This window comes from Gemmatimonadaceae bacterium, from assembly GCA_020846935.1.
Lineage (GTDB): Bacteria > Gemmatimonadota > Gemmatimonadetes > Gemmatimonadales > Gemmatimonadaceae > RBC101.
On the sequence record JADLCY010000002.1, the window covers coordinates 165,860 to 189,621 of the forward strand.

A 23,762-nucleotide genomic window follows, 5' to 3' on the forward strand; every position below is an offset into this window, starting at 1 on the left:
CGATTGCGCGCGTGCGGCGCGGCCGGGCATCATGTCTTCCTGACCACGATCCGCATTCGCGATGCTCTTTGAACCGCTATCCCTGCGCGACCTCACGCTCCGCAACCGCATCGGCGTGTCGCCGATGTGCCAATACTCTTCGATCGACGGCCTGGCTTCCGACTGGCACCTCGTGCACCTCGGCGCGTTTGCGGTCGGTGGGGCGGCGCTGGTGTTCTCCGAGGCCACGGCCGTACTCCCCGAGGGCCGCATCAGCCCGCAGGACCTCGGCATCTGGGACGACGCACATGTCCCGATGCTGCGGCGCATCACGGATTTCATTCGCGCCAACGGAGCGGCGCCGGGAATCCAGCTCGCGCACGCCGGTCGCAAAGCGAGCACGCGACGCCCGTGGGAGGGCAGCGGCATGGTCCCGCCTGACGAGAACGGCTGGAGCGACGTGATGGCTCCGAGCGCGATTCCGTTTGCGCCGGACTTTCCGATGCCGCACGAGCTGACGCTCGATGGCATCGCGCGAGTCGTCGAGGCGTTCAGGCTGGCCGCGCAGCGCGCGCTCGCCGCCGGTTTCGAGGTCGCGGAGATCCACGCGGCGCACGGCTACCTGGTGCACGAGTTCCTGTCGCCGCTCTCGAACCAGCGCACGGATGCGTACGGTGGGCCATTCGAACACCGCACGCGTTTGGCGCTCGACGTGTTGCGCGCCGTGCGGTCGGTGTGGCCCGCGGATCTTCCGGTCCTGGTGCGCATCTCGGCTACCGATTGGGCGCCTGGCGGCTGGAGCGTCGAAGAGTCCGTCGCGCTGGCGCGACTGTTGAGGGCCAACGGCGCTGACATGATCGATTGCTCGTCAGGCGGACTCGTCCCCGGCGTGACGATTCCCCTGGGCCCCGGCTACCAGGTGCCGTTTGCCGCACGCGTACGCGGCGAGGCGAATGTTCCGACCGCGGCCGTGGGTTTGATCACCACGCCGGAGCAGGCCAATTCGCTGCTCGCGGAAGGCTCGGCGGACCTGGTGCTGCTCGGCAGGGCATTGCTCCGCAATCCCCGCTGGCCACTCGCCGCAGCCCACGCACTGGGGCAGCAGGGCCCGTGGCCGGCGCAGTACCTGCGCGCGCGCCTCGCGGCGACGGCGCGCTGATGCGTAGGGAGCGATAGGGACCTCGGTATCCCGGACGCGCGCCCCGGGATCGCGCGAAACCAGAGCGGCTCCCGTCCCGTGGCCTGGCCTCAGCGCTGCGGAACGGGACAGGCGACGTATCTCGAAGGACGGCGTGCCCGCGTCCAGCGCGACACCAGAGTGGCTCCCGTCCCGTGGCCTGGCCTCAGCGCTGCGGAACGGGACAGGCGACGTATCTCGAAGGACGGCGCGCCCGGATCGCGCGTGAAACACGAGCGGCCCTTCGTCCCGCGCCCTGGCCTTAGCGCCGCGGAACAGGGGACAGCCTGAGGATCGGCGTGGGAGCGCCCTGCTCGTTTTCGATCGCGACGTAGATGTTGCCGTCGGGGCCCTGCCGCACGTCGCGCACGCGACCGGTGCGGCGGAGGATGACCTCCGACGACTCCACCCGCTGGCCGTCGAGCGCCAGGCGAACCAGTTGTTGCCCCACGAGCCCGCCCGCAAACAGGTTGCCGCGCCACGCCGGGAATGCACTGCCCGTGTAGAGCATCAGCCCCGACGTTCCGATCGACGGCACCCACACGTTCACCGGCTGCTCCATGCCCTCGCGCATCGTTGCCGCATGAATCGCCGATCCCGTGCGGTAGTTCACGCCGTAGCCGATCACCGGCCAGCCGTAGTTGGACCCCGGGCGGATCAGGTTCAGTTCGTCGCCGCCCTGTGGACCGTGTTCGGTGGCCCACACGTTGCCGCTCGCGGTGTCGACCACGAGGCCCTGTGGGTTGCGATGCCCGTAGCTCCAGATCTCGCCCTTCGCCCCGGGCCGCGCCACGAACGGGTTGTCGGCCGGTACGCGTCCGTCATCATGCACACGATTGATCGTGCCGTGATGATTGGCGAGATCCTGCGCGGGGTGCTTCTCGAGATCCCCGGTGGGTGGCACCTGACGATCACCCATCGTGATGTACAGGTAACCGCTCTTGTCGAATGCGAGGCGCGATCCGTAGTGGCCCGTCGCGCCACGAGAATCCGCAACGAAGATCTCGCGGACGTCGCTCAGCGCATCGTTCTCGAACTTCCCTCGCACCACAACGGTGGTGGTCGCGGCGGGTTCACTCGCGGGCCTGGAAAAGGCCAGATACACCAGGCGATTCGCGGCGAACTGCGGGTGAAGAACCACGTCAAGCAGGCCACCCTGTCGTGACGGCGCCACCGCGGGGACGCCCGCCACCGGCTGGTCGAGCAGCTTACCCTTGCGCACGATCCGGAGTCGCCCGGGTCGCTCAGTAACCAGCATGTCGCCGCCGGGGAGAAACGCGATCGACCACGGATTGACGAGGCCACCCACCACCGTGTCCACGCGGAAGTCATGTTGCGATGACCGTACGACCTGCTGCGAGGTCGCGATCGCCGGCGCGGCGCCATGACCGATCGCGAGCAGCCCCAGAATGATCCGATGAGTCATCGTTGCCTCCGAGTTTGATGAAGCCGTATGTGCGGCCTTGATCCTACTTCCGGCACCGGGTCGTGTGCAGCCCCCCGGGGCGCGCCTCGGAATCCGCGGGACGAGCGGCGATGCCGCGGGACGCGATCACGTGGCGGGGCGCCCTCGCGTGGCACACATTGCACACCTCATCGGGCCCACACCGATGCGCCCGAGACAACACCTTCGGCCGCCGCCCAAGCTCCCGATCACGGCCCACATGCCCTTCGTCCGCTGCGCCATTGGCGCGCTCTTCGCCGTCACGCTGCCACTCGGGGCGCAGGAGCTCGGCCACATCACGTTCCCCACCTCCGGAAAACCGGCGGCGCAGCCGGAGTTCGTTCGGGGCGTCCTGCTCCTCCACAGCTTTCAGTACGACCAGGCCGCCGAGGCCTTTCGACGCGCGCAGTCGAGCGATCCCGGGTTTGCCATGGCCTACTGGGGAGAGGCACTGACCTACACGCACCAGGTCTGGAACGAGCAGGACCGGCCTGCGGCGCGCACCGCACTGGAACGCCTCGCGCCAACCCGGCAGGCGCGACTGGAACGCGCGACCACGCCACGCGAGCGCGCCTACCTGGCCGCGGTCGAACTGCTGTACGGCGACGGGAGCAAGGCCGTGCGCGACACGCTGTACGCCGCCGCCATGGAGCAACTCGCACGCGACTACCCCAGCGACGACGAAGCGCAGATCCTCCACGCAACCGCGCTCTTTGGACTCACGCAGGGGTCGCGCGACGTGCCCACATACATGCGCGCCGGTGCGATCGCGCAGGAAGTCTTTGGCCGCAACGCGCAGCACCCCGGCGCGGCCCACATGATCATCCACGCGTTCGACGACCCGGTGCACGCACCACTCGGACTGCGCGCCGCACGCGAGTACTCGCGGATCGCCCCCGCCGCGGCGCACGCACAGCACATGACGACGCACATCTTTCTCGCGTTGGGCATGTGGCCCGAAGTCGTCGCGCAGAATCGCGTGGCCTCGGGCCCGGACTCGGCGCGCTGGCGGGCCGGGCACAGCACGCACTGGCTCCTGTACGGCTACCTGCAGCAGGGCCGCTTCGAGGCCGCGCGCGCCCTGCTGGCCTCGCTCACGGCACACGCTGGAGGCGACGCGCGCTTCCGTGGCATGCTGGCCAACTTCCGCGCGCGTTACGTGCTCGAGACCGGGCGGTGGACCAGCCCCGAAGCCTTCGCTCTCGACGCTGACAGCGGCGTCGCCGGCGAGGATGGCTACGAGTACGCGACGTTCGCGTCCGGCTACGCGGCCGCTGAGCGCGGCGATCGGCGACGCGCCGAGGCGCGACTCGCGCGCCTGGCGCGGGTGAACGGCGCCGCAACTGCGAGCCTCAGGCCGGGAGCGCGAGGCGTGGACGTCGTGCCGGTGATCATGGAACTCACGCTCCGCGCGGCGCTCGTCAGGCAGGACGCCGGGGTCGACAGCGCACTGGTGCTCTTGCGCCACGCGGCCGCGCTCGAGGACGGAATGCCCGCGGAGTTTGGGCCGCCCGCGGTGCCGGTTCCCGTGCATGAGAGCCTCGGGTCCATCCTGGCCGCCGCGGGCCGCACCGCCGAGGCTGCCGCCGAGTTTGCGCGTGCGCTCACGCTTCAGCCGGGGCGGTCGGCGGCGCTGCTCGGGAGCGCACGAACCGAAGGCGGACGGGGTCGGCCCGAAGACGCGCGGCGCGCGTGGAGCAGGCTGGCCGACAACTGGCGCGAGGCCGATGCCGATGTGCCCGGCCTGGCCGATGCCCGCGCGCGCGCAGACAAGTAGTCAGTCGCGAACCGACCTGGGCAGCCGACTCACACGCTGATTCCGGGCAGCGCGTCGATGGGCATGCTGTCGTCACGGTACGCGAGAAACTCCCGGTAGCCGGGATCACGCTCGCCGAACCGTCGGGGAAACTCGGGCGAGGTGGCCGCGCCACAGGCTTGAGTGCACAGCGGCTGATCCGCAGCTTGGCGATCCCTGCGTCGCCTCACCATGACTGCTCGCAAGACACCCAAACGCCCCTCTGCGACTCGGCGCCCTTCGTCGCAACGACCCGAGCCCGAGGTCTGGGTCGACTTCACGTTCGACCGGGGCCTGATGCACGTGGTGGTCGAGAACGGCGGCGAGAGCGCCGCGTACGGCGTCAGTGTTCGATTTTCTCCATCGTTTCGCGGCCTCGGGGGCGCGCACGACGTGTCATCCCTCGCGCTCTTTCGATGCATCGAGTTCCTCGCCCCGCATCGACGCATCGAGACGTTCCTCGATGCGAGCCGCGACTACTTCGCGCGCGACGAACCGCGGCGCATCACCGCCGACATCACGTATCGCGATCGCGAAGGCCGCACCCACGCGCGATGCGTGCAGCACGACCTGGGCATCTACGAGGACCTGAGCTGGCTGCTGAACGCCGATCGCGGGAGCAGCGGCTCGATCCGCGACGAACCTCGACCCGCGGGGCCGAGTGCGACCCCTGGGCCTGACGGGGCCCGGTTCCGGATCGCAGAACAGCCTCGAAGGCAACCGACCCGAACGGGCCGCACCGGGCGCACTGACTGACCAATCGCCAACCAAACGGAGGAAGCACCATGGCCGTGTTCAGGGACAGACCCTATACGAATTTCAACTTCCTGGTCGACCTCGGCACGGGCGCCACCGACGGACCCGAGGGCGGGTTCGAGGAAGTGCAGCTCCCCGAGGTCTGGCTCGACGTGATCGAGTACCGCAACGGAAACGAACGCGAGAACTCGGTGCGCAAGCTCACGGGTCTCGACCACGTGGGGAACCTCGTGCTCAGGCGAGGAGTCATCGGCTCACTCAGCCTGTACCAGTGGTACAACCAGATCCGGAACGGCGATCAGACGGCGCTGCGCACGGTGACCGTTCAGCTGCAGAACGAGGATCACACCGCTGTCGTGCAAACGTGGCGGCTGCTCCGCGCGCGCCTCGTGCGGCTGCGTTGGGGCCCGCTGAACGGCCGCGGCAACGATGTGGCCGTGGAATATGCCGAGATCGCCGGCGAACGGCTCGAACTCGAATAACGCACCAATGGGGAATGGGCCGCGGGCCATGCCATCAGCCCGAATGCCCATTCCCCAACCCTCAGGTCCTTCCCAACCCCAATGCGTTTGACCCGCTAGTTCCTGTCGTTCAGCGTGCGGATGTAGGCGACCACGGCGCGCTCTTCGCGAGGAGTGAGGCCGAGGTTGCCGAGTTCGTCGACGTTCACGTTTTCGTCGACTTCAGGCGCGGGCCAGCAGGTGACACCAAAGCGCGGGTCGCGATGGTCAACCCCCACGGGACAGCGAGGCAGGACGTCGCGCGTGTTGTAGAAGTGCACGACCTGTTCGAGCGTCTTGAATGCGCCGTTGTGCATGAACGCTTTGGCCGCGAGCGGGTGCGGACGCTTGTCGGTGTTGCGCAGCGAGGGAACCTTCTGCGCGCCGCGGAGATCCCGACGACCCAGGATGGCGCCCAGGCCCTCGTCCACGAAGCCACGGCTGATGAGCGCCGGGTTCTCGAGGTTGGCCGGCACACCGATGTTGTCGTAGGTGAAGTCGGTGAACAGCGCCCGCTTTCCGGCGTTGGGGTGGCAGGCCGCGCACTGCGCCTTGCCCTCGTAGAGACGCAGGCCGTCGAGTTCGAGCCCGGTCAGCTGCGCCTTGCCCCGGAGCCACAGGTCGTAGCGCGAGTTGAACGGACTCACACGCTCGGACGCCTGGAACGTTCCCAGCGCCCGTCCGACATTGTCAAATTCGGCCATGACGATCTGACGCTGCCTGGGTCCCAACGGAACCGTGGAGCCCTCCGTCTGGCAAAGCGTCGGTGTCGCCGCCGGCCACTCGATGCGCCGGAGCGCCGGACCAAAGGTCGCATAGTACAACGGCGCGTAATTCGCCCTGCTGATGCGCCACATCACGCACGCCGCATCGGGAAGCGCCTGCTCGTTCAGATCGAGGAACGGCTTGAGCGCCTGTTCCATGATCGGGCTTCCGAGCCGCGCGCCCGTGGCGCGCCCGTCCCAGAAGTTGCCACCGACAAAGACGTCATCCTCGGCGTTGTACCCAAACACCGGGCTGAACGCGGCGTACGACGCGCTCGGTGGCCGCCGATTCCCGAACCTCGTGGGGACGGACCCGGGCAGCACCGCTCCGTGGGCGTTCTCGTTGAGGTTGGGGCTCGAGAACCCGAACGCGGCATCGTGACAGGTCTCGCACGACTGATTCCGTCGCAACGAGAGGTCGGTATCGACAAAGATCTTCGACCCGACGAGGGCCATGGCCGGAGCAGCCGCCCCGCGGAACTCCAGGTTGGGTTCTTCTGCGGGAATGGTGAGTGAACTCCCGGTCGGGGCGGCGTCGCTGCACGCCAGCACGGCAGCCGCGCCCAGCAGCGCGAGCGACCGAAGGGAAAACGTGGACATCGCAGGCTCCTGGCAGTGGCGCCGAGGGGGTTTCGGCGGGACCGACACCCTTCTCCGGTCCAGGAGGCTGCGATGGCAATGGGCGTGCCAATTAAATCTATCATGAAGCCGTGTCGTACGGCACATGAACTACGTGTGGTCCAAGTCAGCACATCGCATCGGGTTGCGAGCCGGACTCGGGGATTCACCGACGGCGCCGGACTCACGCTGTGTCGCGCCATTCCATAGAAAAATGCTGCGCCATCAACACAGCATACTGATGAGTTCCTCAGCCGCGATCAGTCAAATCATCCGATCGCGCGTCAGCCCTGAGGCTTGCCGCCGGGAGTATTGGGACCGTAAGTCGCTATCGGGGCGCGCCCACTTCGATACGCCGTCACGGTTTCCTCGAAGTCATGCAGCAACAGGACTGATTCCGGTCCGCCCCATGTGCGCATGAGATCGAGCATCATTGGGGCCTCACCGTCCCACGGGTACGCGTAGACCACGTCGAAGTCGTCCAGCGCGCGACCGAGTTGCTGGTACCCGGAGGCGCCGGAACCAACGGTCCCCATGCGCCGATCGCCGTCGGGTGCGGTGAAGCGGTAGCCGGACGGGATGAAGCTGCCGGTCGCAAAGCACGCGCGCGATCCATACTTCGCCGCGAGCTCGCGCGCCGTGTCCACCAGGCCAGCATCCAGCTCAATGCCCGACGCGTCGTATCCAAGCAGGTCCGCGGCGATCGTGATCACGCCCATGGCCGAGCCCCATTCGAGGAACGACCTCCCGGGAGCGCGGTGCGCCTCGAGGGCGCGCACCACGACGTCGTAGTTTGCCGCGACGAACGGGTGGAACTCCGCACCTCGCACCGTGACATCGAAGCGCTCCCACATCGCCCATCCCTCCGCGCAGAGTTCGGCGAGGCGCGCGCGCCGCTCGGCGTCAAGGTCGGGAAGCTTCATGGTCGCGGACACATCCACTCGTACCCCGGATGTGCCCGCACGTCACCGGGAGACGGGGCCCGCGGTTCGGGCATCATCGAATCGGCGTGGTCGCGCTGTCGGTGATTGCCGGCGTGTGGGCGCGGAGGAAGGTGATGAGCAACGGGTTGACGACGTCGGTTCGCTCCATGTGCGGCAGGTGGCCTGCGCGATCGATCGCATGGAACTCCACCTGGGGAATCGCCGCGCGCACGCCGTTGGCGAGCGCGATCGGCACCGTCTGATCTTCGTGGCCCCAGATGAGCAGCGTTGGTGTCTTCACGCGCCCGACGCCCGCAAAGATCGAGTCGCGCGACACGCCCGCCGTTGCCCTCAGCGTTCGGAGCAACGCTCGGCCAAAGCCTTTGTACTGGAGCTGCTGGCGATAGCGATCAGGCCAGTCTGGCCACCCGGCCGGTTCCACGAAATCCGAACGCTGACCGTCGGCCATGGTCGGAACCGCCAGGCCCTGCCACAGCACAGGGCCAACAGCGGGGAGCCGAAAGTACCAGGGGACGTCGCCTCCCTGCCCTGCCGCCGGGTCGACGAGCGTGAGTGACCGTACACGTTCCGGGTGCCGCGCCGTGAACGCCGCGGTCACCGGGCCACCGAAGGAAAGCCCCATGAGGTGCACGGGCTCGGTCCAGCCCAGCGAATCCAGGACCTGCGAGAGCTGTCGGTCGTAGAGGTCGGGATCGTAGGCGATGTCGGGCCGATCGGACCATCCGCGGCCATAGTAGTCGTAGCGGGCTACGCGGAATCCGGCACCGGCGAGCGCTGTCGCCGTGGAGTCCCAGATGTACGAAGGCACGGAGAAGCCGTGCGCCAGGAGGACGCGCGCTCCCGAGTCGGGCCCGTCGAGCCGGTAGTGCGTGGACCCGTCACCTAACGAGAAGAACGCCCCTGGCGCTGCGGCGCGCGCGGCTGCGTCCATATCCTGCCGCTCCGGATTGCGGGAGCGCACGAGCGCCAGGGCGGAAAGGGACAGGAAAAGCGCGAGGAACAAAGCGCGGGCCGGAGTCATGGAGGTGTTCGACGGAAAAGGACGCGCTGGAGAGCCGATCCGGGGCGACCAAGGGTACGGCCACACCGCCAACGGGACAACCGCGCAGGACCATTGCGGCGCTGACTCATGCGGGGTAATTCACGTCAGCCGCCACCCTGCCCGGCGGACATCGAGGAGCGCACGCGAAGTGACAGCCGAAGGGGCCGGCGCCGAGTCGCCGCCGGGAGGTCGCCCACCCGAGGACGAGGACACCGACGCGGCGCGACAGCGCCTCGATGCGATGTTCAACCTCGCCTACCACGAACTCCATCGGCTCGCCGGGATCCTCCAGCATTCGCCGAACGCGACCCTGGGCCCCACGGCACTCGTCAACGAGGCGTGGCTCAAGCTCTCCGCCTACCCCGACTTCCAGTGGGAGTCTCCGCTGCATTTTCGGCGCATCGCGGCGCGCGCCATGCGACAGGTGCTCGTGGAGGCCGCCCGCAACCGCGGTGCGGACAAGCGCGGGGGTCCGGATCGCGAACTGGTGACCCTCGAGCCCGACATGGCGGCGACGGCGATGACAGCCGATGCGATCCTTTCACTTAATGAAGCATTGGAGACACTCGCCACGGTGAGCCCAAGGCAGGTCCGCCTCATCGAACTCCGCTACTTCGCGGGACTCGAGGTCGCGGAAGCTGCCGAGGTGCTCGGCGTGTCCGAGGCGACGGCACAGCGTGAGTGGCGAGCAGGCAAGGCCTGGTTGGCCCATCGTCTATCCGACCACGACTGATCGATCGACCGGGCGACCGTCGTCGCCCCGGTTCACCGGGAGACAAGCACTGTGGCGCTCACAGCGCGTGATTGGACGAACATTCAGGAGGCCTTCCACCAGCTCGCCGACCTGTCGCTGACCGAGCAGGCCGCGACGCTCGACGCGCTGGCGCGCGAGTCGCCGGAGGTCGCCGACGTCGTGCGCGGCATGCTCGCGGCGGACGGTTCGGGCGCCACGCTCCTCGATCGCGGGGTCGCCATCGCCGCCACCGACCTCCTGCGATCGACCGATCAGCTGCCTCCACGCCGTTTTGGGCCGTATCGCATCGAGCGCCTGCTGGGCGAGGGTGGCATGGGCGTGGTGTACCTGGGGCACCGCGACGACCTCGACGCCCATGCCGCAATCAAGATCCTCGCCAACGCGTGGCTCTCCCCGGCCCGTCGCGAGCGATTCCGGTCGGAGACGCAGGCCCTGGCGCTGCTGCAGCATCCGTCGATCGCGCGGCTCCTGGATGCCGACCACCTCGGTGACGGCACGCCGTGGTTTGCCATGGAGTATGTGGAGGGTGTTCCGATCACGACGTGGGTGCAGGCCCGTGCCCTCGATGCCGACACGATTCTGCGCCTGTTCCTCGAGGTCTGCGATGCGGTGCAGCACGCCCATGAGCGCGCGGTGATCCATCGTGACATCAAGCCGTCGAACGTGCTGGTGACCCACGACGGCCGCGTGAAACTCCTCGACTTCGGCATCGCCAAGCGGTTCCGCGACGTGCCAGCCTCCGACACGCGATCGCGCACCGCCTATCGCATGCTCACGCCGCAATACGCCGCGCCGGAGCAATTCACCGGTGGGGCCGTCGGCGTGAGCGTGGACGTGTACGCCATGGGCATGCTGCTCTTCGAGCTGATCGCCGGTTCTCGCCCGTACGACATCGACGAAGCCACCCCCGACCCCGTCGCGGCGATCCGGGCCGCATGGCCACGAGCGGTGCGAACGTCGCTCACACGCCCGATGGACCTGCCTTCGTCGTCGTGGACGGACCTCGACGCGTTGCTCTCGACGGCGCTCGCTCCCGATGCCGCCGATCGCTATCGCAGCGTCGAGGCGTTTCGTGCCGACATCGTGCGGTACCTCGAGCACCAACCGCTGACCGCGCGAACGGCAACGCTCGGCTACCGGGCGCGCAAGTTTCTTCGCCGGCGTTGGCGCGGCACCCTCGCCTCCGCGGCCGCGGTCGGAGCGGCGGCAACGGGTCTCCTCTTCCACACCAGAGCCCTCGAAGCCGCGCGCGACGTGGCAATCGCCGAGGCGTCGCGTACCACGCGGCAGCAGCAGTTCCTCGTCAACCTGTTCCAGGGTGGGCCGCAGGGCGTCGTGGCTGGCGACAGCCTGCGCCTGGCCACCGTGGTCCAGAACGGTATCCGCGAGGCGCGTGGTCTCGCTCACGACCCGCGGACCCAGGTGGAGCTGCTCGGGACGCTCGGCATCATCAGCGAACAGATCGGGCATTTCGCCGAGGCCGACTCGCTCTTTCTGCAAGCCATCGCCGGCTCCGAACGCCTGCGCGGCCCAAACGATCCGGAGACTATTCGATCGCGCATTCGTCGGGCCGCGGTGCTCACGCGGCTCAACAAGACCGACAGCGCCGAGGCCATGCTCACGAGCCTTGCCGCGCTGGCCGAGCGCTACGCCCCGGCCGATCATCCGGCGATCGCCGAGGTGAACGAACAGCTGGGCAAGCTGCTGGGCGAGGCCGGAAAGGTCACCGAGGCCGTGCCGTATCTCGAGCGCGCCGTGGCGCAGCGAAAGCGCGCCGACACCGCGTCGCGTGAATACGCTGATGCGCTGCGGGAACTGGGCAACGCCGCCGCGTACGGTGGCCAGCGCGTGCGCGCCGATTCGCTCTGGCGCGTGGCGCTGCCGATCATCGAGCGCCTGTACGGCTCGGCGCACCCCAACACCGGGTTCCTGCTGACCAACCTCGGGACCATCGCGTCGATGAGTGGCAACCTCGAGGTGGCGGAACGCGACCTGCGGCGCGGCGCGGAGATCAGCGCCGGATGGTTCGGGCCGCACAACTGGCTCACCGCCGGCGCGCGCATGCCGCTCGGCCAGACCCTGATCCGCCGGGGGAAATTCGCCGAAGCGGCGACCGTCCTTCGCGAAGTGATCGACGACGAGAGCCGCGACGCACAGCTGGGCCCGGATCATCCGTCGGTGAGCCTGGCACGGAACGCGTTGGGCCACGCGCTGCTCGGGCTGAACGATCGCGCGGGCGCACGCGCGGCATTTGGCGAGGCGGCGGTGCGCCTGCGCGCGACGCTTGGCCCGACGCACATGAACACGCTGCTCAACGAAGCCAGCCTGGCCCGCGTGCTGATGGACGAAGGGCGTCCCGACACCGCCATCACGATCCTGCGCGGCGTGATCGCACGCGCGGTCCCGCAGTATGGCGTGGCCCACCCGGAGATCGCGGGGTTCCGGCTGCGACTGGGTCGCGCCCTCTTGCTGGCGCACAAACCGCGCGAAGCGATCGAGGTCACGGAGGCGGGCCTGCGGGTCGTCGATTCGGCGATGGTGGGGCGGACCGAAGACACGCGCGTCGCGATCGGCGTGTTGGCGGACGCGTGGGCCGTGCTTGGCGACACCGCGCGTGCGGCTCGCATTCGGTCCGGCGTCCGCCGGTAAGACGTCGGCGGGGGTCGCGTGGTCGGGGTCGTCCAGAGCGCTGAGTCGTGCGGGTGTCCGTAGGCCGAACGGTGCCAACCAGGCCCTGACCAGCGCGGGCCGACCGGAAGTCGTCGATAGCATCGCCCGACGTGGCGCCTCTCATGCGGCCACGACGGTCTCGGCCCGCTCTGCACCGCGACGACCGTGAGTCGCGTGGGCCACCGCCCACGCCAGGTGTACCTCGATCAGCAGCGGGTGGCGATGCCGCGCGTCGATTTCTGCTGAGAGACGTCGGCCACGCCGCGGTCCATGCAGGTCTGGAGCGCTCATCCCGTCACCTGCGCGATCTGCAACGCCGTGTCAGGCGTCATGCTGCGCCTGGCATTGATGACCTCGTTCACTCGTGGAAACGAGAAGCCGAGCTGTTGGGCGAACGCCGACTGCGAGACCCCATCGGCCTGAGAACTCCCCAAGGCATCGCACCCGGATACGTCGGCGGGCGATGCGTTGGTAGTCGGCGCTGCACTAACGTCGTGCCGCGCGGTTTGGTGGTAGTCCGTGACTTGGACCTCGCCGGCATAGCCATCCTGCCATTGGAAGCAGATGCGGTACTGCCCATTGACGCGGAAACAGTACTGCCCACGCTGGGCGCCCAGGGGGCTTCCCGACGATCCCCCGGCGGAATTGGCTGTTCGGCGAGGGCACTGTGCGGGTCCGCAGGGCCGCGGCGAGAACCAGTCGTTGCACGTCAGAAGCTAAACGCAACGCCCAACCGCGTGGGCCCGGGCTTCCGTCTCCATCCTCTCTTGCCTAACCAGGCATGCAGCTGCCGGCGCAGACTGCCGCGCCGCAGCTGATGCTAAGGGTTAGGCCGACCTGCCAGAATGTGCGACACGTGCCGGTCAAAAAGGGGTAGCTGCGGATCATTCCTGCTCTTGAGGTACTCCCTGCATTGATCTGCCACCGCACGCGCCTCAGCCTCCTCCGACGTGAGGGCAGCTAGAGCCACTGCCGTTAGGCACCGATTGGCGGGGAGCGGCGACACAAGGCGGCTCTCGCGGTCGTTCGCGGCTAGCACACGACGCACGTACTCCAGGTCCGAATACCGCTCGAACCACGCATACCCAAACTTCTCAAGTTCGGCGAACATCTCCCTAGCCGCTTCGGAAGCATCCAATTCCGAGCGCATACTCCACCGACGCGGCCGCCCATCGATCAGATTTCCAAGTTCGGCACCAATGGTCACGCCCTTCCGATCTCCATGGCCACTTTTTTCCAGCAGTTCCTGCGCTGCTCCGAGGCGCAGACCCAAATCAAGTGTTGCGTCAACGTCATCCTCGTGGCGGATAAAGGCCACGTGCACGACCCACGTGAAGTCCGCTTCGATCTTCACGAACGTCTGCTCGCCAAAGCGAGCTCGGAAACCTCGAGTTCCCAAGTGCTCGGCCAGGTCTCGCAGCAAGGACTTCTGCAGGTGCTTCAGGTTAGGGGGCTTGTTCACGGACGTCGTTCTTCGGTAAGGAGAGATGGTAACCGCTTGCCTTTAAGGGCCGCTGGCGCGTTCTTACCGACGAGTTCTGCTCCCTCGCTTGCCATTCGTTCATCCTTCAGCAGCTGCGAGGCGTTGCGAACCGCACCGCCTGACTTTGCTTCAATTGCCACGAGTGTCTCATCGGCCCGTTGAACAAGGAAGTCGATCACTCGTCGGCCCGCCGAAGTTCGTGCCGAGACCTGGCGCCCGAGAATCGTGGCTCCTTCTGCAATCAGACCAGCTTCCACCGCAGCTTCGCCCGCCCTGCCGGCTTGACGGAGCGCCGCTCCTGTCAGCTTCCCGCCAACAGTCAGTCCGGTAGCAACCTCCGCACCAACGATCGTCGCCGTGGGAAGGTTCGCAAGGACCCAAACGCAAACTGGGGTGAGCGGCCCACACAGCCCAAACAGATCGGAGAAGTTGATCGGATCGCCGCTGGCGTACCCATACAGGTTCAGCCCGCCGGCGAGGCCGAGGGGATCTTCTTGCGTGAAGCGTCCCGTGATGTTGTCGTATGCGCGAACCCTCAGCCACGCAGCAGCGCCTCAATACGCGCGAGTACTTTCGCCATGATATCGGCTGGAACGCGAGCGATGCGCTGAGCGCGCCGCATGCGCCAGTCGAGCGACTTGACCTGATCAGCGAGGACGGCGCCGCGCAGTCGACCGGAGGTCGGGAGCACGACTTCGAACGGATACCCCTTCACGTTCGAGGTGATCGGACACACCAGCGCCAACCCGACGCGCGCGTTGTACGACGCAGGGGACAAGACGAGCGCCGGTCGACGACCGGCCTGTTCGTGCCCGGCCTGTGGATCGAACTCAAGCCACACCGCGTCGCCTCGGTCAGGCACGAACGCGCCGCGTTGTCGCGGTGTCGTGGCCCTCACCACACTTCATGCCCCCGCGGCCGGCCCGTCGACACCTCGCCGTGCAGGTTCTCAGGCGTCACGCCCGCGAGCAATGCCCCCAGTGATGCCGAAGGATCGACCCGCCGGATGAGGAGTTGCTGGCCGTCGAGGGCAAGCTCGACTTCCGATCCGTCGCTCACCGCCATGACGCGGACTGCCGCGACGGGCAACCGCACGGCCAGGCTGTTGCCCCACTTCCGAATTGCGACGCGCATGAGGACGCTCCAGGGTGTCTACAATGACTCTACGGTGGCGGCTGCAGGTCCGCAAGTCCGACGCGCCCGAGCGTGCGTACGCGCCGCTCTCCTGGTCGCCCGTGCCGCGCCCGCCGGGTCTCCGCCGAGTGAGGGTTGCGCGGTCGTTGCCCATCAATGCCCCTCGCCCCCGAGTGGGCCAGGCTCGAGCCGCGCGTGCAGCAGTTCCAGGGAGCTGCCCCCGGCCGACCGGCGCACCGTCCTCAAGCTCGTCGACGCCCTCGTCGATGCCCGCCGCCGCACCACCCCGCCCAAGCGCGCGCGCAAAGCCAGCTGAGCACCCTGAGAAAGCAAAACGGCGCGGGCCCCGCTGGCGCGGGGGCAGGCTGGCCGCGCGAAGAGCCAGCCGTTGCTCTGGCAGCTAAAACAAAAGCCCGACCACGTGGGCGGGGCTCCGTCTCATTCCTCTCTTCTTGCCTAACCGGCGTGCACCTGCCGGCGCGGTGCAACTGCGCCGCAGGTGACGCTACGGGTTAGGCTTGGCCCCGCTGAGGCCCTCCACCAGTCTCTCGCTTTTCAATTGCCCTTAGGGCGCGTTCGACTTCGCTTCTCGCCCACCCTGTTGTTGCTGGCATCTTGCTTCGGAGAAATGTGATTTCCTCCATTCCACCGCACTCCGCTAGAGCCATCGACACGTGCCCAGGAAACTCGTCATACGCATCCCGCAATACTCGGCGTGCGGTTGCCGGCGGTAGGGCTCGCCCAATTGCCAAGGCTAGCATCTGCCGGGCATCGCCATACGATCGATTCTTGAAAGCTTGCTCGAGCCAAGCCCCCAGTTTCAGAGGTCGCAGCTCGGCGAGTGTGTTGCTGATCGCCCACCGAAGACTCGCGGAAGGCGTCGCCTCAAACAGCTCGATGAGAGGCGCGGCGTCGAAGGACTCGCCGGCTGTACCCAAACTCCTCACGATCGACTCGTGCATGCGGGTCAAGTCTTCACGCTTTAGGAGTCCAACCAGTACCCCGGCCAGTTGTCCAGAGATCGGAGCGTTGGCCTCGACAACCTCCGCGAGGGAGGCACCGCGAACGCCAAGACGGGCAAGCTCCTGAAGAAGCAGTTGTTCCTGATCGAGTGTGGCTCGGCCAGACGCATCCCGATCCGCGATCTTCCGCTGGTACTCAGCGTCTCGTGACAGATCGCGCATCAAGTCTGCTGCACTGATTCGTCCCTTCTTCATGGTAGAAAGCGCACCTGAATGCCGTTGTTCTTGATGAAGTCGGCCAATGGTCTCGTGAACTCCGTCGATTGCCTGACAACCAGCTCAAAGCTGCGGCCGGTGCTGTTGGCGAAGGCCGCAAGGTCCCTGATCTGATTCGTGAGACTCAAGCGTGCAACGTTCTTGACCTCAGTCAAGGTGGTGGAGTTCAGGGCATCTGGTATGCGATAGGCCGCCGTACCAGTCGCTGATGCAATCCTCACCGTGTTCTTGATGATTCCCGCGGCAGCCTCACCTGCTCGACCCAATGCAGCGCTTTGTGCAATACCTGTCGCCCCTGCTCCCGCTCCCCCTCCCGCCATCGCAGCCGCACCGGCTCCGACAGCAGCCGTACCCACAGCGAAGCCACCCAGCATTGACTTCATCGCCGGCGCCCACGCTGCGAGCTGTTGAAATGGGTCGCAGTACGGCGGGCAGGCCATCAGCCCGAACGGATCGCTGACATTCACCGGGTCGCCATTCGCAAACCCGTAGAGATTCAGCCCTCCCGCCAAGCCGATGGGATCTTCTTGCGTGAATCTGCCAGTGGCAGGGTCATACACCCGGTTTCGCCGAAAAAAGGTACCCGCGGCATCCTGCTTGTCCTCCAGAAGAGTCCCGTTGAAACTGGACGCCCCGTAGCCCGATCGGGCATTGTACGCCGTCCGGGCGCCCGGCCAGTCCCAGTAGAGACAGCGCTGACTCAGCGGGACCGTACGGCAATGCGTACCGCCACTGGACTTCTGAAGATATGCTTGGCCGTTGTCGAACGCTCCGCCGGCTGCCTGTCCCAGGACGTTCCAGAACGGAATCATGCCGTAGGTTGGCCAAACACCTCCTCCCTCGGCGTCGCGGTACTTGTAACGGGTTACACTTAGTGGTTTATCTAGCCCATTGCCGTACGCGTATATCACGCGGCCGTAAAACGGATTCGGATCGTACAAGCCACTGTACTTTGGCAAGATGGGGACGGTAGCCGTATCGTTCTCGAAATGCGCTGAGTGCGCTGGATCTCCGGGCATCTGGATCTCAGCAAGTTCTTGCTCGCCGTCCCACACCGTGCGCCGCGTGAAACTCACGAAGTACTCAATTGCCGGATTCGTGTGCGCCGGTACGTTCCGTTGCGCCCGTACCCACACACGACGACCGAGGGCATCATACCTGTAGTCTTCGATGACCGAACGCCGCGATCCGGAGAAGTCGTCTTGCCGCAATAGGGAGGCAACAAGTCTTCCTGACGCGTCGTAGTATGACAAGCGGTCTTCGTGGATCGCATCAAGGCTCCCGGCGGTCTTGCTCGTTACCTCAACATTTCCTGCGGAATCATAGAGAATGCGCTGAGGCCCGCCTGTCGAACTGTTGTTCAGTGTGTCACGACCAACGTGTGCCCGATAAAGTTCCGTTCGATAGTTGTACGTGATCCTCGGGCCCTGCAGGGACGTGCCTATCCACACGCGCGTGGTGTCACCACTGACTCGCGCTTGCAGGTTCCCGAGCCCATCTACGACGACCGTGTCCTGAGACTTGTAGTGCAACGAATCGCCGGCCCTCTCGGCAATTCCCTTCTGCCGCTGACGTGTGCCGATGAGATACCCTAATGCTGAGTAGCGGGTGCGACGGGATCGGCGGGACATGGGGCTCCTGGGGTCGAGGGCTAGTGATGCCCGGGAAGCCCGTCTGTCTAGTTATCACCCCTGCTCAGAAAACCGGCGCCACTTCTGTGTCGGCGGGGGCACGCACCTCGTACAACACTGAGGCGCCATCCCAGACCGTGCGGGTCACCTCGCTGCGACAGCCGGAACTCCGATCGTGCGTGACGCACACGTTGTTCAGCGTGTCGCGAATCATCTCGCGCCACACGCGCCGCCCAAGGGCGTCGTAGCGATACGTCTCCCGTCGGTTGTACCGCGTGACCGGCCCGGGCGCCGGGTTCGTATCCAGCGTGAAGCTCGCCTGCACGAGTCGCCGCTCGCTGTCGTAGGTGTTGATCGTGCGCCGCGCTTCACGATAGAACGGCCCCAGGGGCACCGTCTGGAATTGTCTGGCCCTGAGATCCTCGCGTAGGGCACCGTCGCCGTCCCGGAAGTAGTAGGTCGTATCAGCGATCGGATTGCTCAACCCGCCGGCCGGCACCTGTACGCCTCGCACCAGGCGATCGCTGTTGGGATCATATGTGAACGTCGTCGGCCGGCCGGCCCCTGCCAGCCAGCCCTGACTCGTGCGTCGGAGCCCGAGGGCATCGAGCGCGTAGTCTTCAAGCCCGTTGCCGTACTGGCGAACGCGAGATGCCCGAGTGACGAATAGCCAAGCGTGTCGCCTTCGAGCACGTTCTTCGGTGCGACGGGTCTCAGGCCGACGACGGACGAGCGGGCGCGTCGTCAGGCAGTGACTGGCGCGAGGCGAGCCAGGCCAGGTGTCGCGCGCGCACGCCGTCCCAGAGCGCCTCCACGCCGGGCACGACGACACCAAACTCCTCCTCGACTGCGCGCGCCCATGCGTCGCCGTTTTCGATCGTTCGTTCGTCCACGCCGGACGCGCGAACGTGCCGAAGGACAGCGCCACGCAACGTGACGAGTCCGGCGGAAACGAAACGCTGCAGGACCAGGTGCTGCACGAACACCGAGTCCGCGCTCGTCGAGAGGTCGAGGCACTTCGCCGCGAAATGACCGAGGGTCCGCGGCGCCAGCGTGAAATCGAACGCGTCGGCCCCTCCGTGCTCGTGGTTGAACACGGTCCACCGTTCACCGTCGAGCGCCACACGATACACGAGGAAGTCCTGCCGGTAGGTTCCCGGCGCCAGCGGCAGCGGCTCCAGGAACGCGTCGCCGAACCCCACATCCGCGATCCATGGCTGCCCGAGGTTCACGCGCAGAACGAGGTGGTTGGCCTCGGCCGCGTCACCCCGGTGTTCACGACCCACCGCGCCGGACAGGAGATGGACGTCGAAGCCCAGGGTTCGAAGTACCGCCCCAAACACGCCGTTCATCTCGTAGCACCAGCCTCCACGTGTGCCGCAGAGCTTCCCGACGTTCACGCGTGGATCAACCGTGAGCGATCGGCCGAGGTGAATGTCGAGGTTTTCGTAGGGAATCGTGAGCAGGTGGGCGCGATGGAGGGCGCGCAGCGTCTCCAGCGTCGGCGCGCGCGAGCCCGCGTACCCGATGCGTGCGAGGTAGCGCTCGAGCTGGTCGGGCTCGAGCGCTGGCGGCCCTGGCGTGTCGAGCGCCCGTGCGCCCGTCGTCACGCGCCGGTGGCGACGACGCCCAGCTCGCGGCGGACGACGGGCGCCACCTGCGTTCCGAACAGTTCGATCGCGCGCATCATCGAGGCGTGCGGCATCGACCCAACGCTGAACTGCAGGAGAAAGCGGTCCATGCGGAACAGCTCATGGTAGTACAGGATCTTGTCGATCACTTCCTGCGGGCTCCCCACCAGAATCGCGCCGTGCGGTGAGCGCTCGGCCTCGAAGCGTTGTCTCGACGGCGGTGGCCAGCCCCGCTCACGCCCGATGCGGCCCATCGTGTCGAGATACGGTGGCCAAGCCGCATCGGCCGCGGCCTGCGACGTGTCGGCGATGAACCCGTGCGCGTTGATCGAGACCTTGAGGGTCGCCGGTTCGTGCCCGGACTCCCGCCCGGTTTCGCGGTACAGGTCGACGAGGTCGGTGAACCGCGCCGGCGCGCCGCCAATGATGGCCACCGCCAGCGGCAGCCCAAGCGTTCCGGCGCGAACCACCGACTCCGGCGTACCTCCAACCGCGATCCACACCGGGAGCGGATCCTGCACCGGCCGCGGGTAGACGCCCCGGCGCTCGATGGCAGCACGATGCCGGCCACGCCACGTGACATACGGCGCTTTCCGCAGCTCGAGCAGCAGCGCAAGCTTTTCGGCAAAGAGCGCATCATAGTCGCCGAGGTCGTACCCAAAGAGCGGAAACGACTCGGTGAACGATCCGCGGCCCGCCATGATCTCGGCGCGGCCGTGCGACAGCAGGTCGACCGTGGCAAACTCCTGGAAGACGCGCACCGGGTCGTCGGAACTGAGCACCGTCACCGCACTCGTCAGGCGCAGACGCCTGGTGCGCGCCGCGACCGCCGCAAGGAGCACGGCCGGCGTGGAGGCGATGAAGTCCGGCCGGTGGTGTTCGCCGATGCCGAAGACGTCGAGCCCGACCTGGTCGGCGAGCTCGGCTTCTTCCATGAGATCCTGCATGCGCTGCTCGTCGCTGAGCTGCACGCCGGTGACCGGATCGGGACTGTTGACGGCGAACGTATAGATGCCGAGTTCCATGAACGCTGGGCTGTTGGAGCGGGTGTGTCGCGAAGTGAGGCGTGCCAGCCGAAAACCCGATGGGCCGTCGTGCAGGGCGCGGCTCGCACAACAAAGCCGCGCCAGCCTCCTGCGGTTCCTCGCCGCGCGTCGGCTTTCGCGCTCGCGGTGCGCGGCGCATGTTCTTCGCTGTTTCCCTCGACGATCGCCTTCCGTGTCTGCTCGTGAACGTTTCGCCGCCTGGCGGCGCTCCCTTCCCCGCGCGCCCAGGCTCTCGAACCATCGCATCACGGCGCGTGGACTCGAGTTCGCGGTCTTCATGACGCCGGCGGTGAACGGCGCAACACCGCTCGCCTGCGTGAACGGAGGGCTCATCTATGGCCACCGGTTGCTCTGGCCGGCCCTTTCGCCACTCGCTGAACGGCGCCAACTGATCTTCTGGGACCAGCGAGGACGCGGCGAATCGCAGGCACCGCCGGGACCACGGGCTGCACGCATCGAACACGACGCCGGTGACGTCGCTGCCCTCCGCGAAGCCATCGGGCTTCGGCAGTGGGACCTGCTCGGCCACTCCTGGGGCGGCGGCATCGCTATGCTTGGCGCCGAACGCGACCGCACCGGCGTCCGGCGACTCGTCCTGGTCGATTCGGTCGGACCGACCTCGTCATGGCTGCCCCACCTGCACGATGCCGCGCTGCAACGCCTCAGTCCTTCTGACCGGGTGCTGTTGCAGCGCCTCAACCCGGCAGACCTGACGGAGCCGTCGCCCGGCGTGCATTCCGCGTATTCCCGTGCGATATACCCCGCCTGGTTCGGTGACGCAGATCTCGCTCAACTCTTTGCGCCACCGCGCAGTGAGAGCGCCACCGGGTCAGCGGTTGCCGCCCGGCTGCGTCGCGAGGGATACGACTGGCGGGCATTGGTACGTGGCCTGCAAGTGGCTAGTCTCGTCCTCCATGGGGAGAGAGATCTGCTCCCCCCATCGGTCGCACGTGAGCTGGTGGCGCTGATCCCGGGCTCTCGGCTCGAACTGATCCCCGGTGCGGGCCACATGCCGTTCTGGGAGTCGCCTGAACGCTTCTTTTCCGCTGTCTCGCAGTTCCTCGACTTACCTGCCGCCTGATACCCGTTCGTCATGAAGCGCCTCGATCTCGCCGTGGCTACCGCGCTCGCCGGCCTTGCCGCATTCGTGGGTGCGCAGGCGTTCGTCACGCGACAGGCGCACGCCGAGCGGTCGCACAACGGCGAGCCGGTGGTGAGCGAGGGATCGAACGCGGTGGCATCGGCGCCAACGCGGCGCGCCGTGCGGCGATCGGCAGACGACGACCCCAATGCCGAAGACGTGCGTCGTCGCATCGAACTCGCATCGCCGAACACCTACATCGGCGAGGTGCTCGCGTCACACGACTCCGCGCTCGCGCGCTGGCCCGAACGTCGCACCGATCCGCTGCGCGTCTGGATCCAGCCGGTGGCCCGCATCCGCAACTGGTCACCTACCTCGCTGCAGCTCGTGCGTGATGCGTTCCTCGAGTGGGGCGAGACCGGCGTGCCGATCAACTTTACCTTCGTGCTCGATTCGGCGTCGGCCAACGTCCACGTGACCTGGGTCGATCGTTTCCGTGAGCCGATCAGCGGCAAGACGTTGTGGACGCACGACGAGCGATGGTACATCCTCGAGGCCAACGTGACGATCGCGGTCCACCATCAGGGCGGTGACGCGCTCGATCGGGCGGCCACCAGAGCCATCGCGCTGCACGAGGTCGGGCACCTGCTCGGACTCGATCATGCGAGCGACTCCACGAGCATCATGGCGCCGCGGGTTCGCGTGAAGGAGCTGTCGCCGGCCGACCGCGCCACGGTTCAGTTGCTCTACTCCCTTCCGCCAGGCCGCGTCGGCAAGCGACGCGCGTAAACTCCCGCGAGCACGAACAAACGCCCCGAACCGCGGTTCGGGGCGTTCTGCGTTTCTGCACCTCGTGCGCCGGCCCTGCGCCCGGTCTCACCAGCGGAGCATGATGGTCTCCGCCTTTCCGAGACGCACGACCTGCAGGCGCAGCTCGCGCGAGGCCGCCGCTGTTTCCATCGCGTCGCGCAGCTCCGACGGCGTGGTCACGGGTCGGCCATTGGCGCCAACGACGACATCGCCGCCACGCAGTCCGGAGATCGAGGCCGGTGATCGCAGGGCAACGTCCACCACGAACACCCCGCGCTCGACGCCGGTCACGCCGGCAAGCCCGCTGTTGAGCGTGGCGAACTGCGCCCCCGCCCAATCCGTGGTGATCGGCCGATCGAACACCAGCAGCGAGCGCCTCGTCGAATCCTCCGGCACGCGGACGACGACGCGCGGCGCATCGTTCGTGCTGGTTTCGAAGCGGTAGGCCTGGGCACGGGTCTGGCCGCTGCTTCCGGCCGGCACCATCTGGATGCGCACGTTGCCCCGCGGAGCCAGGCCAAGCGCCGAGGCAATGAGGTCGTCCTCCCAGACACACGTGGGCTGGAAGTCCGACGGCCTGGGTTCGATCGTCACGACCATGGTCTTCGTCTCGAGCCCACGACGCAGCCGCAGCGGCAGCCGGGCCCCGGGCTTGAGCAGCTCCTGGAAGACGACGGCGGCGTCCTGCAGATCGCGACCGGCCAGCGTCAGGAGCACATCACCGCGCCGTACGCCTCCCTTCTCCGCCGGCGAGCCCGGCTCGATCGACTCGATCGCCGGGTAGCCGTGGAAATGCGTCTGCTGTACGCCATCGGGACGCAGGTCCACGACGAAGTTGCTCTGGAAGGTGATGCCGATCCAACCGTCGGGCTGCCGACTGGGGGCACAGAGTTCCTGCAGCTGGCGCCGAAGATCGATGCGTGCGACCTCGAGCGATGCCAGCTGATCCTCGACCATGCGGAGCCGCGTGCTCACCTGGCCACGGCTCAGCTCTGCGAGCTCGGGCGAGCGGAGCGACACCTGGAGCTGCTGCCGAGTGGTAGCGAGCACGAGGGCCCGGTTACGCTTGGACACCAGTTCGCGCGCTAGGCGCTCGACCTGCACCTCGAACGGCGTGACGGCGCGGACCACGCGCACCACGGAGTCCTGCTGGGCGCTGGCGTGTACGGGCGCGGCGACCGCCGCGGCCGCGAGGAGCACGCTCCACCGCCACGCGGGTTCCACCCGCGCCGCTGCGCGCCGTCGCCTGGTCGGACGCGTCATGG

The 23,762-nt window shown here is 67.2% G+C and carries 23 protein-coding genes; 9 read left to right on the forward strand and 14 right to left on the reverse strand.

The window, feature by feature from the left end; genetic code table 11:
• Positions 1–61: 61 nt before the first annotated feature.
• Positions 62–1,138 (forward strand): NADH:flavin oxidoreductase/NADH oxidase, encoded by a 1,077-nt coding sequence (locus IT361_04655; GenBank protein MCC6316963.1) that lies wholly within the window; start codon positions 62–64, stop codon positions 1,136–1,138.
• 280 nt (positions 1,139–1,418) lie between these two features.
• Here IT361_04655 and IT361_04660 read toward each other — a convergent pair whose 3' ends face one another.
• Positions 1,419–2,582: a PQQ-dependent sugar dehydrogenase gene (locus IT361_04660; protein ID MCC6316964.1), complete on the reverse strand. Its 1,164-nt coding sequence runs from the start codon at positions 2,580–2,582 to the stop codon at positions 1,419–1,421.
• Between the two features lie 238 nt (positions 2,583–2,820).
• Here IT361_04660 and IT361_04665 point away from each other — a divergent pair, with 238 nt between their 5' ends.
• From IT361_04665 to IT361_04675, 3 genes are all read left to right on the forward strand, one after another.
• Positions 2,821–4,377 carry a tetratricopeptide repeat protein gene (locus IT361_04665; GenBank protein ID MCC6316965.1) on the forward strand — a complete coding sequence of 519 codons (1,557 nt, stop codon included), beginning with the start codon at positions 2,821–2,823 and terminating at the stop codon, positions 4,375–4,377.
• A gap of 210 nt (positions 4,378–4,587) precedes the next feature.
• Entirely contained in the window at positions 4,588–5,151 is a 564-nt protein-coding gene (locus tag IT361_04670) for a hypothetical protein (protein ID MCC6316966.1), read from the forward strand.
• Between the two features lie 29 nt (positions 5,152–5,180).
• Complete coding sequence (locus tag IT361_04675) at positions 5,181–5,633, forward strand: phage tail protein (GenBank protein ID MCC6316967.1); 453 nt, start codon at positions 5,181–5,183, stop codon at positions 5,631–5,633.
• Positions 5,634–5,728: 95 nt separating this feature from the next.
• Here the strand turns inward: IT361_04675 and IT361_04680 are convergent, their stop codons facing one another.
• The 3 genes from IT361_04680 to IT361_04690 all read right to left on the reverse strand — a co-directional run bounded on the left by IT361_04680 (position 5,729) and on the right by IT361_04690 (position 8,998).
• Positions 5,729–7,015, reverse strand: coding sequence for a cytochrome C (locus tag IT361_04680; GenBank protein ID MCC6316968.1), 1,287 nt, complete (start codon positions 7,013–7,015; stop codon positions 5,729–5,731).
• 302 nt (positions 7,016–7,317) lie between these two features.
• A complete protein-coding gene (locus IT361_04685; GenBank protein MCC6316969.1) occupies positions 7,318–7,956 on the reverse strand; it encodes a hypothetical protein in 639 nt (212 codons plus the stop codon).
• 73 nt (positions 7,957–8,029) lie between these two features.
• Positions 8,030–8,998 (reverse strand): alpha/beta fold hydrolase, encoded by a 969-nt coding sequence (locus tag IT361_04690; GenBank protein ID MCC6316970.1) that lies wholly within the window; start codon positions 8,996–8,998, stop codon positions 8,030–8,032.
• A gap of 169 nt (positions 8,999–9,167) precedes the next feature.
• On the opposite strand from IT361_04690, the gene IT361_04695 reads away from it, so the two are divergent.
• Both IT361_04695 and IT361_04700 read left to right on the forward strand, forming a co-directional pair.
• Positions 9,168–9,752 (forward strand): sigma-70 family RNA polymerase sigma factor, encoded by a 585-nt coding sequence (locus IT361_04695; GenBank protein MCC6316971.1) that lies wholly within the window; start codon positions 9,168–9,170, stop codon positions 9,750–9,752.
• Between the two features lie 51 nt (positions 9,753–9,803).
• On the forward strand, positions 9,804–12,422 hold the full coding sequence (locus IT361_04700; protein ID MCC6316972.1) for a tetratricopeptide repeat protein: 2,619 nt from the start codon (positions 9,804–9,806) through the stop codon (positions 12,420–12,422).
• 308 nt (positions 12,423–12,730) lie between these two features.
• On the opposite strand, the gene IT361_04705 is transcribed toward IT361_04700, so the two are convergent.
• The 5 genes from IT361_04705 to IT361_04725 all read right to left on the reverse strand — a co-directional run bounded on the left by IT361_04705 (position 12,731) and on the right by IT361_04725 (position 15,060).
• Complete coding sequence (locus tag IT361_04705; GenBank protein ID MCC6316973.1) at positions 12,731–12,877, reverse strand: helix-turn-helix domain-containing protein; 147 nt, start codon at positions 12,875–12,877, stop codon at positions 12,731–12,733.
• A gap of 386 nt (positions 12,878–13,263) precedes the next feature.
• Positions 13,264–13,905 carry a hypothetical protein gene (locus IT361_04710; protein ID MCC6316974.1) on the reverse strand — a complete coding sequence of 214 codons (642 nt, stop codon included), beginning with the start codon at positions 13,903–13,905 and terminating at the stop codon, positions 13,264–13,266.
• Positions 13,902–14,465, reverse strand: a complete 564-nt coding sequence (locus IT361_04715; protein MCC6316975.1) for a hypothetical protein — start codon at positions 14,463–14,465, stop codon at positions 13,902–13,904. Before IT361_04715 ends, IT361_04710 begins: the two co-directional genes overlap by 4 nt.
• Positions 14,462–14,824: an endoribonuclease MazF gene (gene mazF, locus IT361_04720; protein ID MCC6316976.1), complete on the reverse strand. Its 363-nt coding sequence runs from the start codon at positions 14,822–14,824 to the stop codon at positions 14,462–14,464. The genes IT361_04715 and mazF overlap by 4 nt, the downstream gene beginning before the upstream one ends.
• Positions 14,821–15,060 carry an AbrB/MazE/SpoVT family DNA-binding domain-containing protein gene (locus tag IT361_04725; protein MCC6316977.1) on the reverse strand — a complete coding sequence of 80 codons (240 nt, stop codon included), beginning with the start codon at positions 15,058–15,060 and terminating at the stop codon, positions 14,821–14,823. The genes mazF and IT361_04725 overlap by 4 nt, the downstream gene beginning before the upstream one ends.
• A 1,010-nt stretch (positions 15,061–16,070) precedes the next feature.
• Between IT361_04725 and IT361_04730 the strand changes: the two genes are divergently transcribed.
• Positions 16,071–16,232: a hypothetical protein gene (locus IT361_04730; protein ID MCC6316978.1), complete on the forward strand. Its 162-nt coding sequence runs from the start codon at positions 16,071–16,073 to the stop codon at positions 16,230–16,232.
• A gap of 41 nt (positions 16,233–16,273) precedes the next feature.
• On the opposite strand, the gene IT361_04735 is transcribed toward IT361_04730, so the two are convergent.
• The 4 genes from IT361_04735 to IT361_04750 form a co-directional block, all read right to left on the reverse strand.
• A complete protein-coding gene (locus IT361_04735) occupies positions 16,274–17,929 on the reverse strand; it encodes a hypothetical protein (GenBank protein ID MCC6316979.1) in 1,656 nt (551 codons plus the stop codon).
• Between the two features lie 64 nt (positions 17,930–17,993).
• The gene (locus IT361_04740; GenBank protein ID MCC6316980.1) at positions 17,994–18,443 is read right to left on the reverse strand and encodes a hypothetical protein; all 450 of its coding nucleotides are present in this window, start codon (positions 18,441–18,443) and stop codon (positions 17,994–17,996) included.
• A 199-nt stretch (positions 18,444–18,642) separates the two neighbouring features.
• Positions 18,643–19,539, reverse strand: coding sequence for an arylamine N-acetyltransferase (locus IT361_04745; GenBank protein MCC6316981.1), 897 nt, complete (start codon positions 19,537–19,539; stop codon positions 18,643–18,645).
• Complete coding sequence (locus tag IT361_04750) at positions 19,536–20,585, reverse strand: LLM class flavin-dependent oxidoreductase (protein ID MCC6316982.1); 1,050 nt, start codon at positions 20,583–20,585, stop codon at positions 19,536–19,538. The genes IT361_04745 and IT361_04750 overlap by 4 nt, the downstream gene beginning before the upstream one ends.
• Positions 20,586–20,778: 193 nt before the next feature.
• Between IT361_04750 and IT361_04755 the strand changes: the two genes are divergently transcribed.
• Both IT361_04755 and IT361_04760 read left to right on the forward strand, forming a co-directional pair.
• Complete coding sequence (locus tag IT361_04755; GenBank protein MCC6316983.1) at positions 20,779–21,687, forward strand: alpha/beta fold hydrolase; 909 nt, start codon at positions 20,779–20,781, stop codon at positions 21,685–21,687.
• Between the two features lie 12 nt (positions 21,688–21,699).
• Entirely contained in the window at positions 21,700–22,476 is a 777-nt protein-coding gene (locus IT361_04760) for a matrixin family metalloprotease (protein MCC6316984.1), read from the forward strand.
• An 87-nt stretch (positions 22,477–22,563) separates the two neighbouring features.
• On the opposite strand, the gene IT361_04765 is transcribed toward IT361_04760, so the two are convergent.
• Complete coding sequence (locus IT361_04765; protein ID MCC6316985.1) at positions 22,564–23,760, reverse strand: PDZ domain-containing protein; 1,197 nt, start codon at positions 23,758–23,760, stop codon at positions 22,564–22,566.
• Positions 23,761–23,762: the final 2 nt, after the last annotated feature.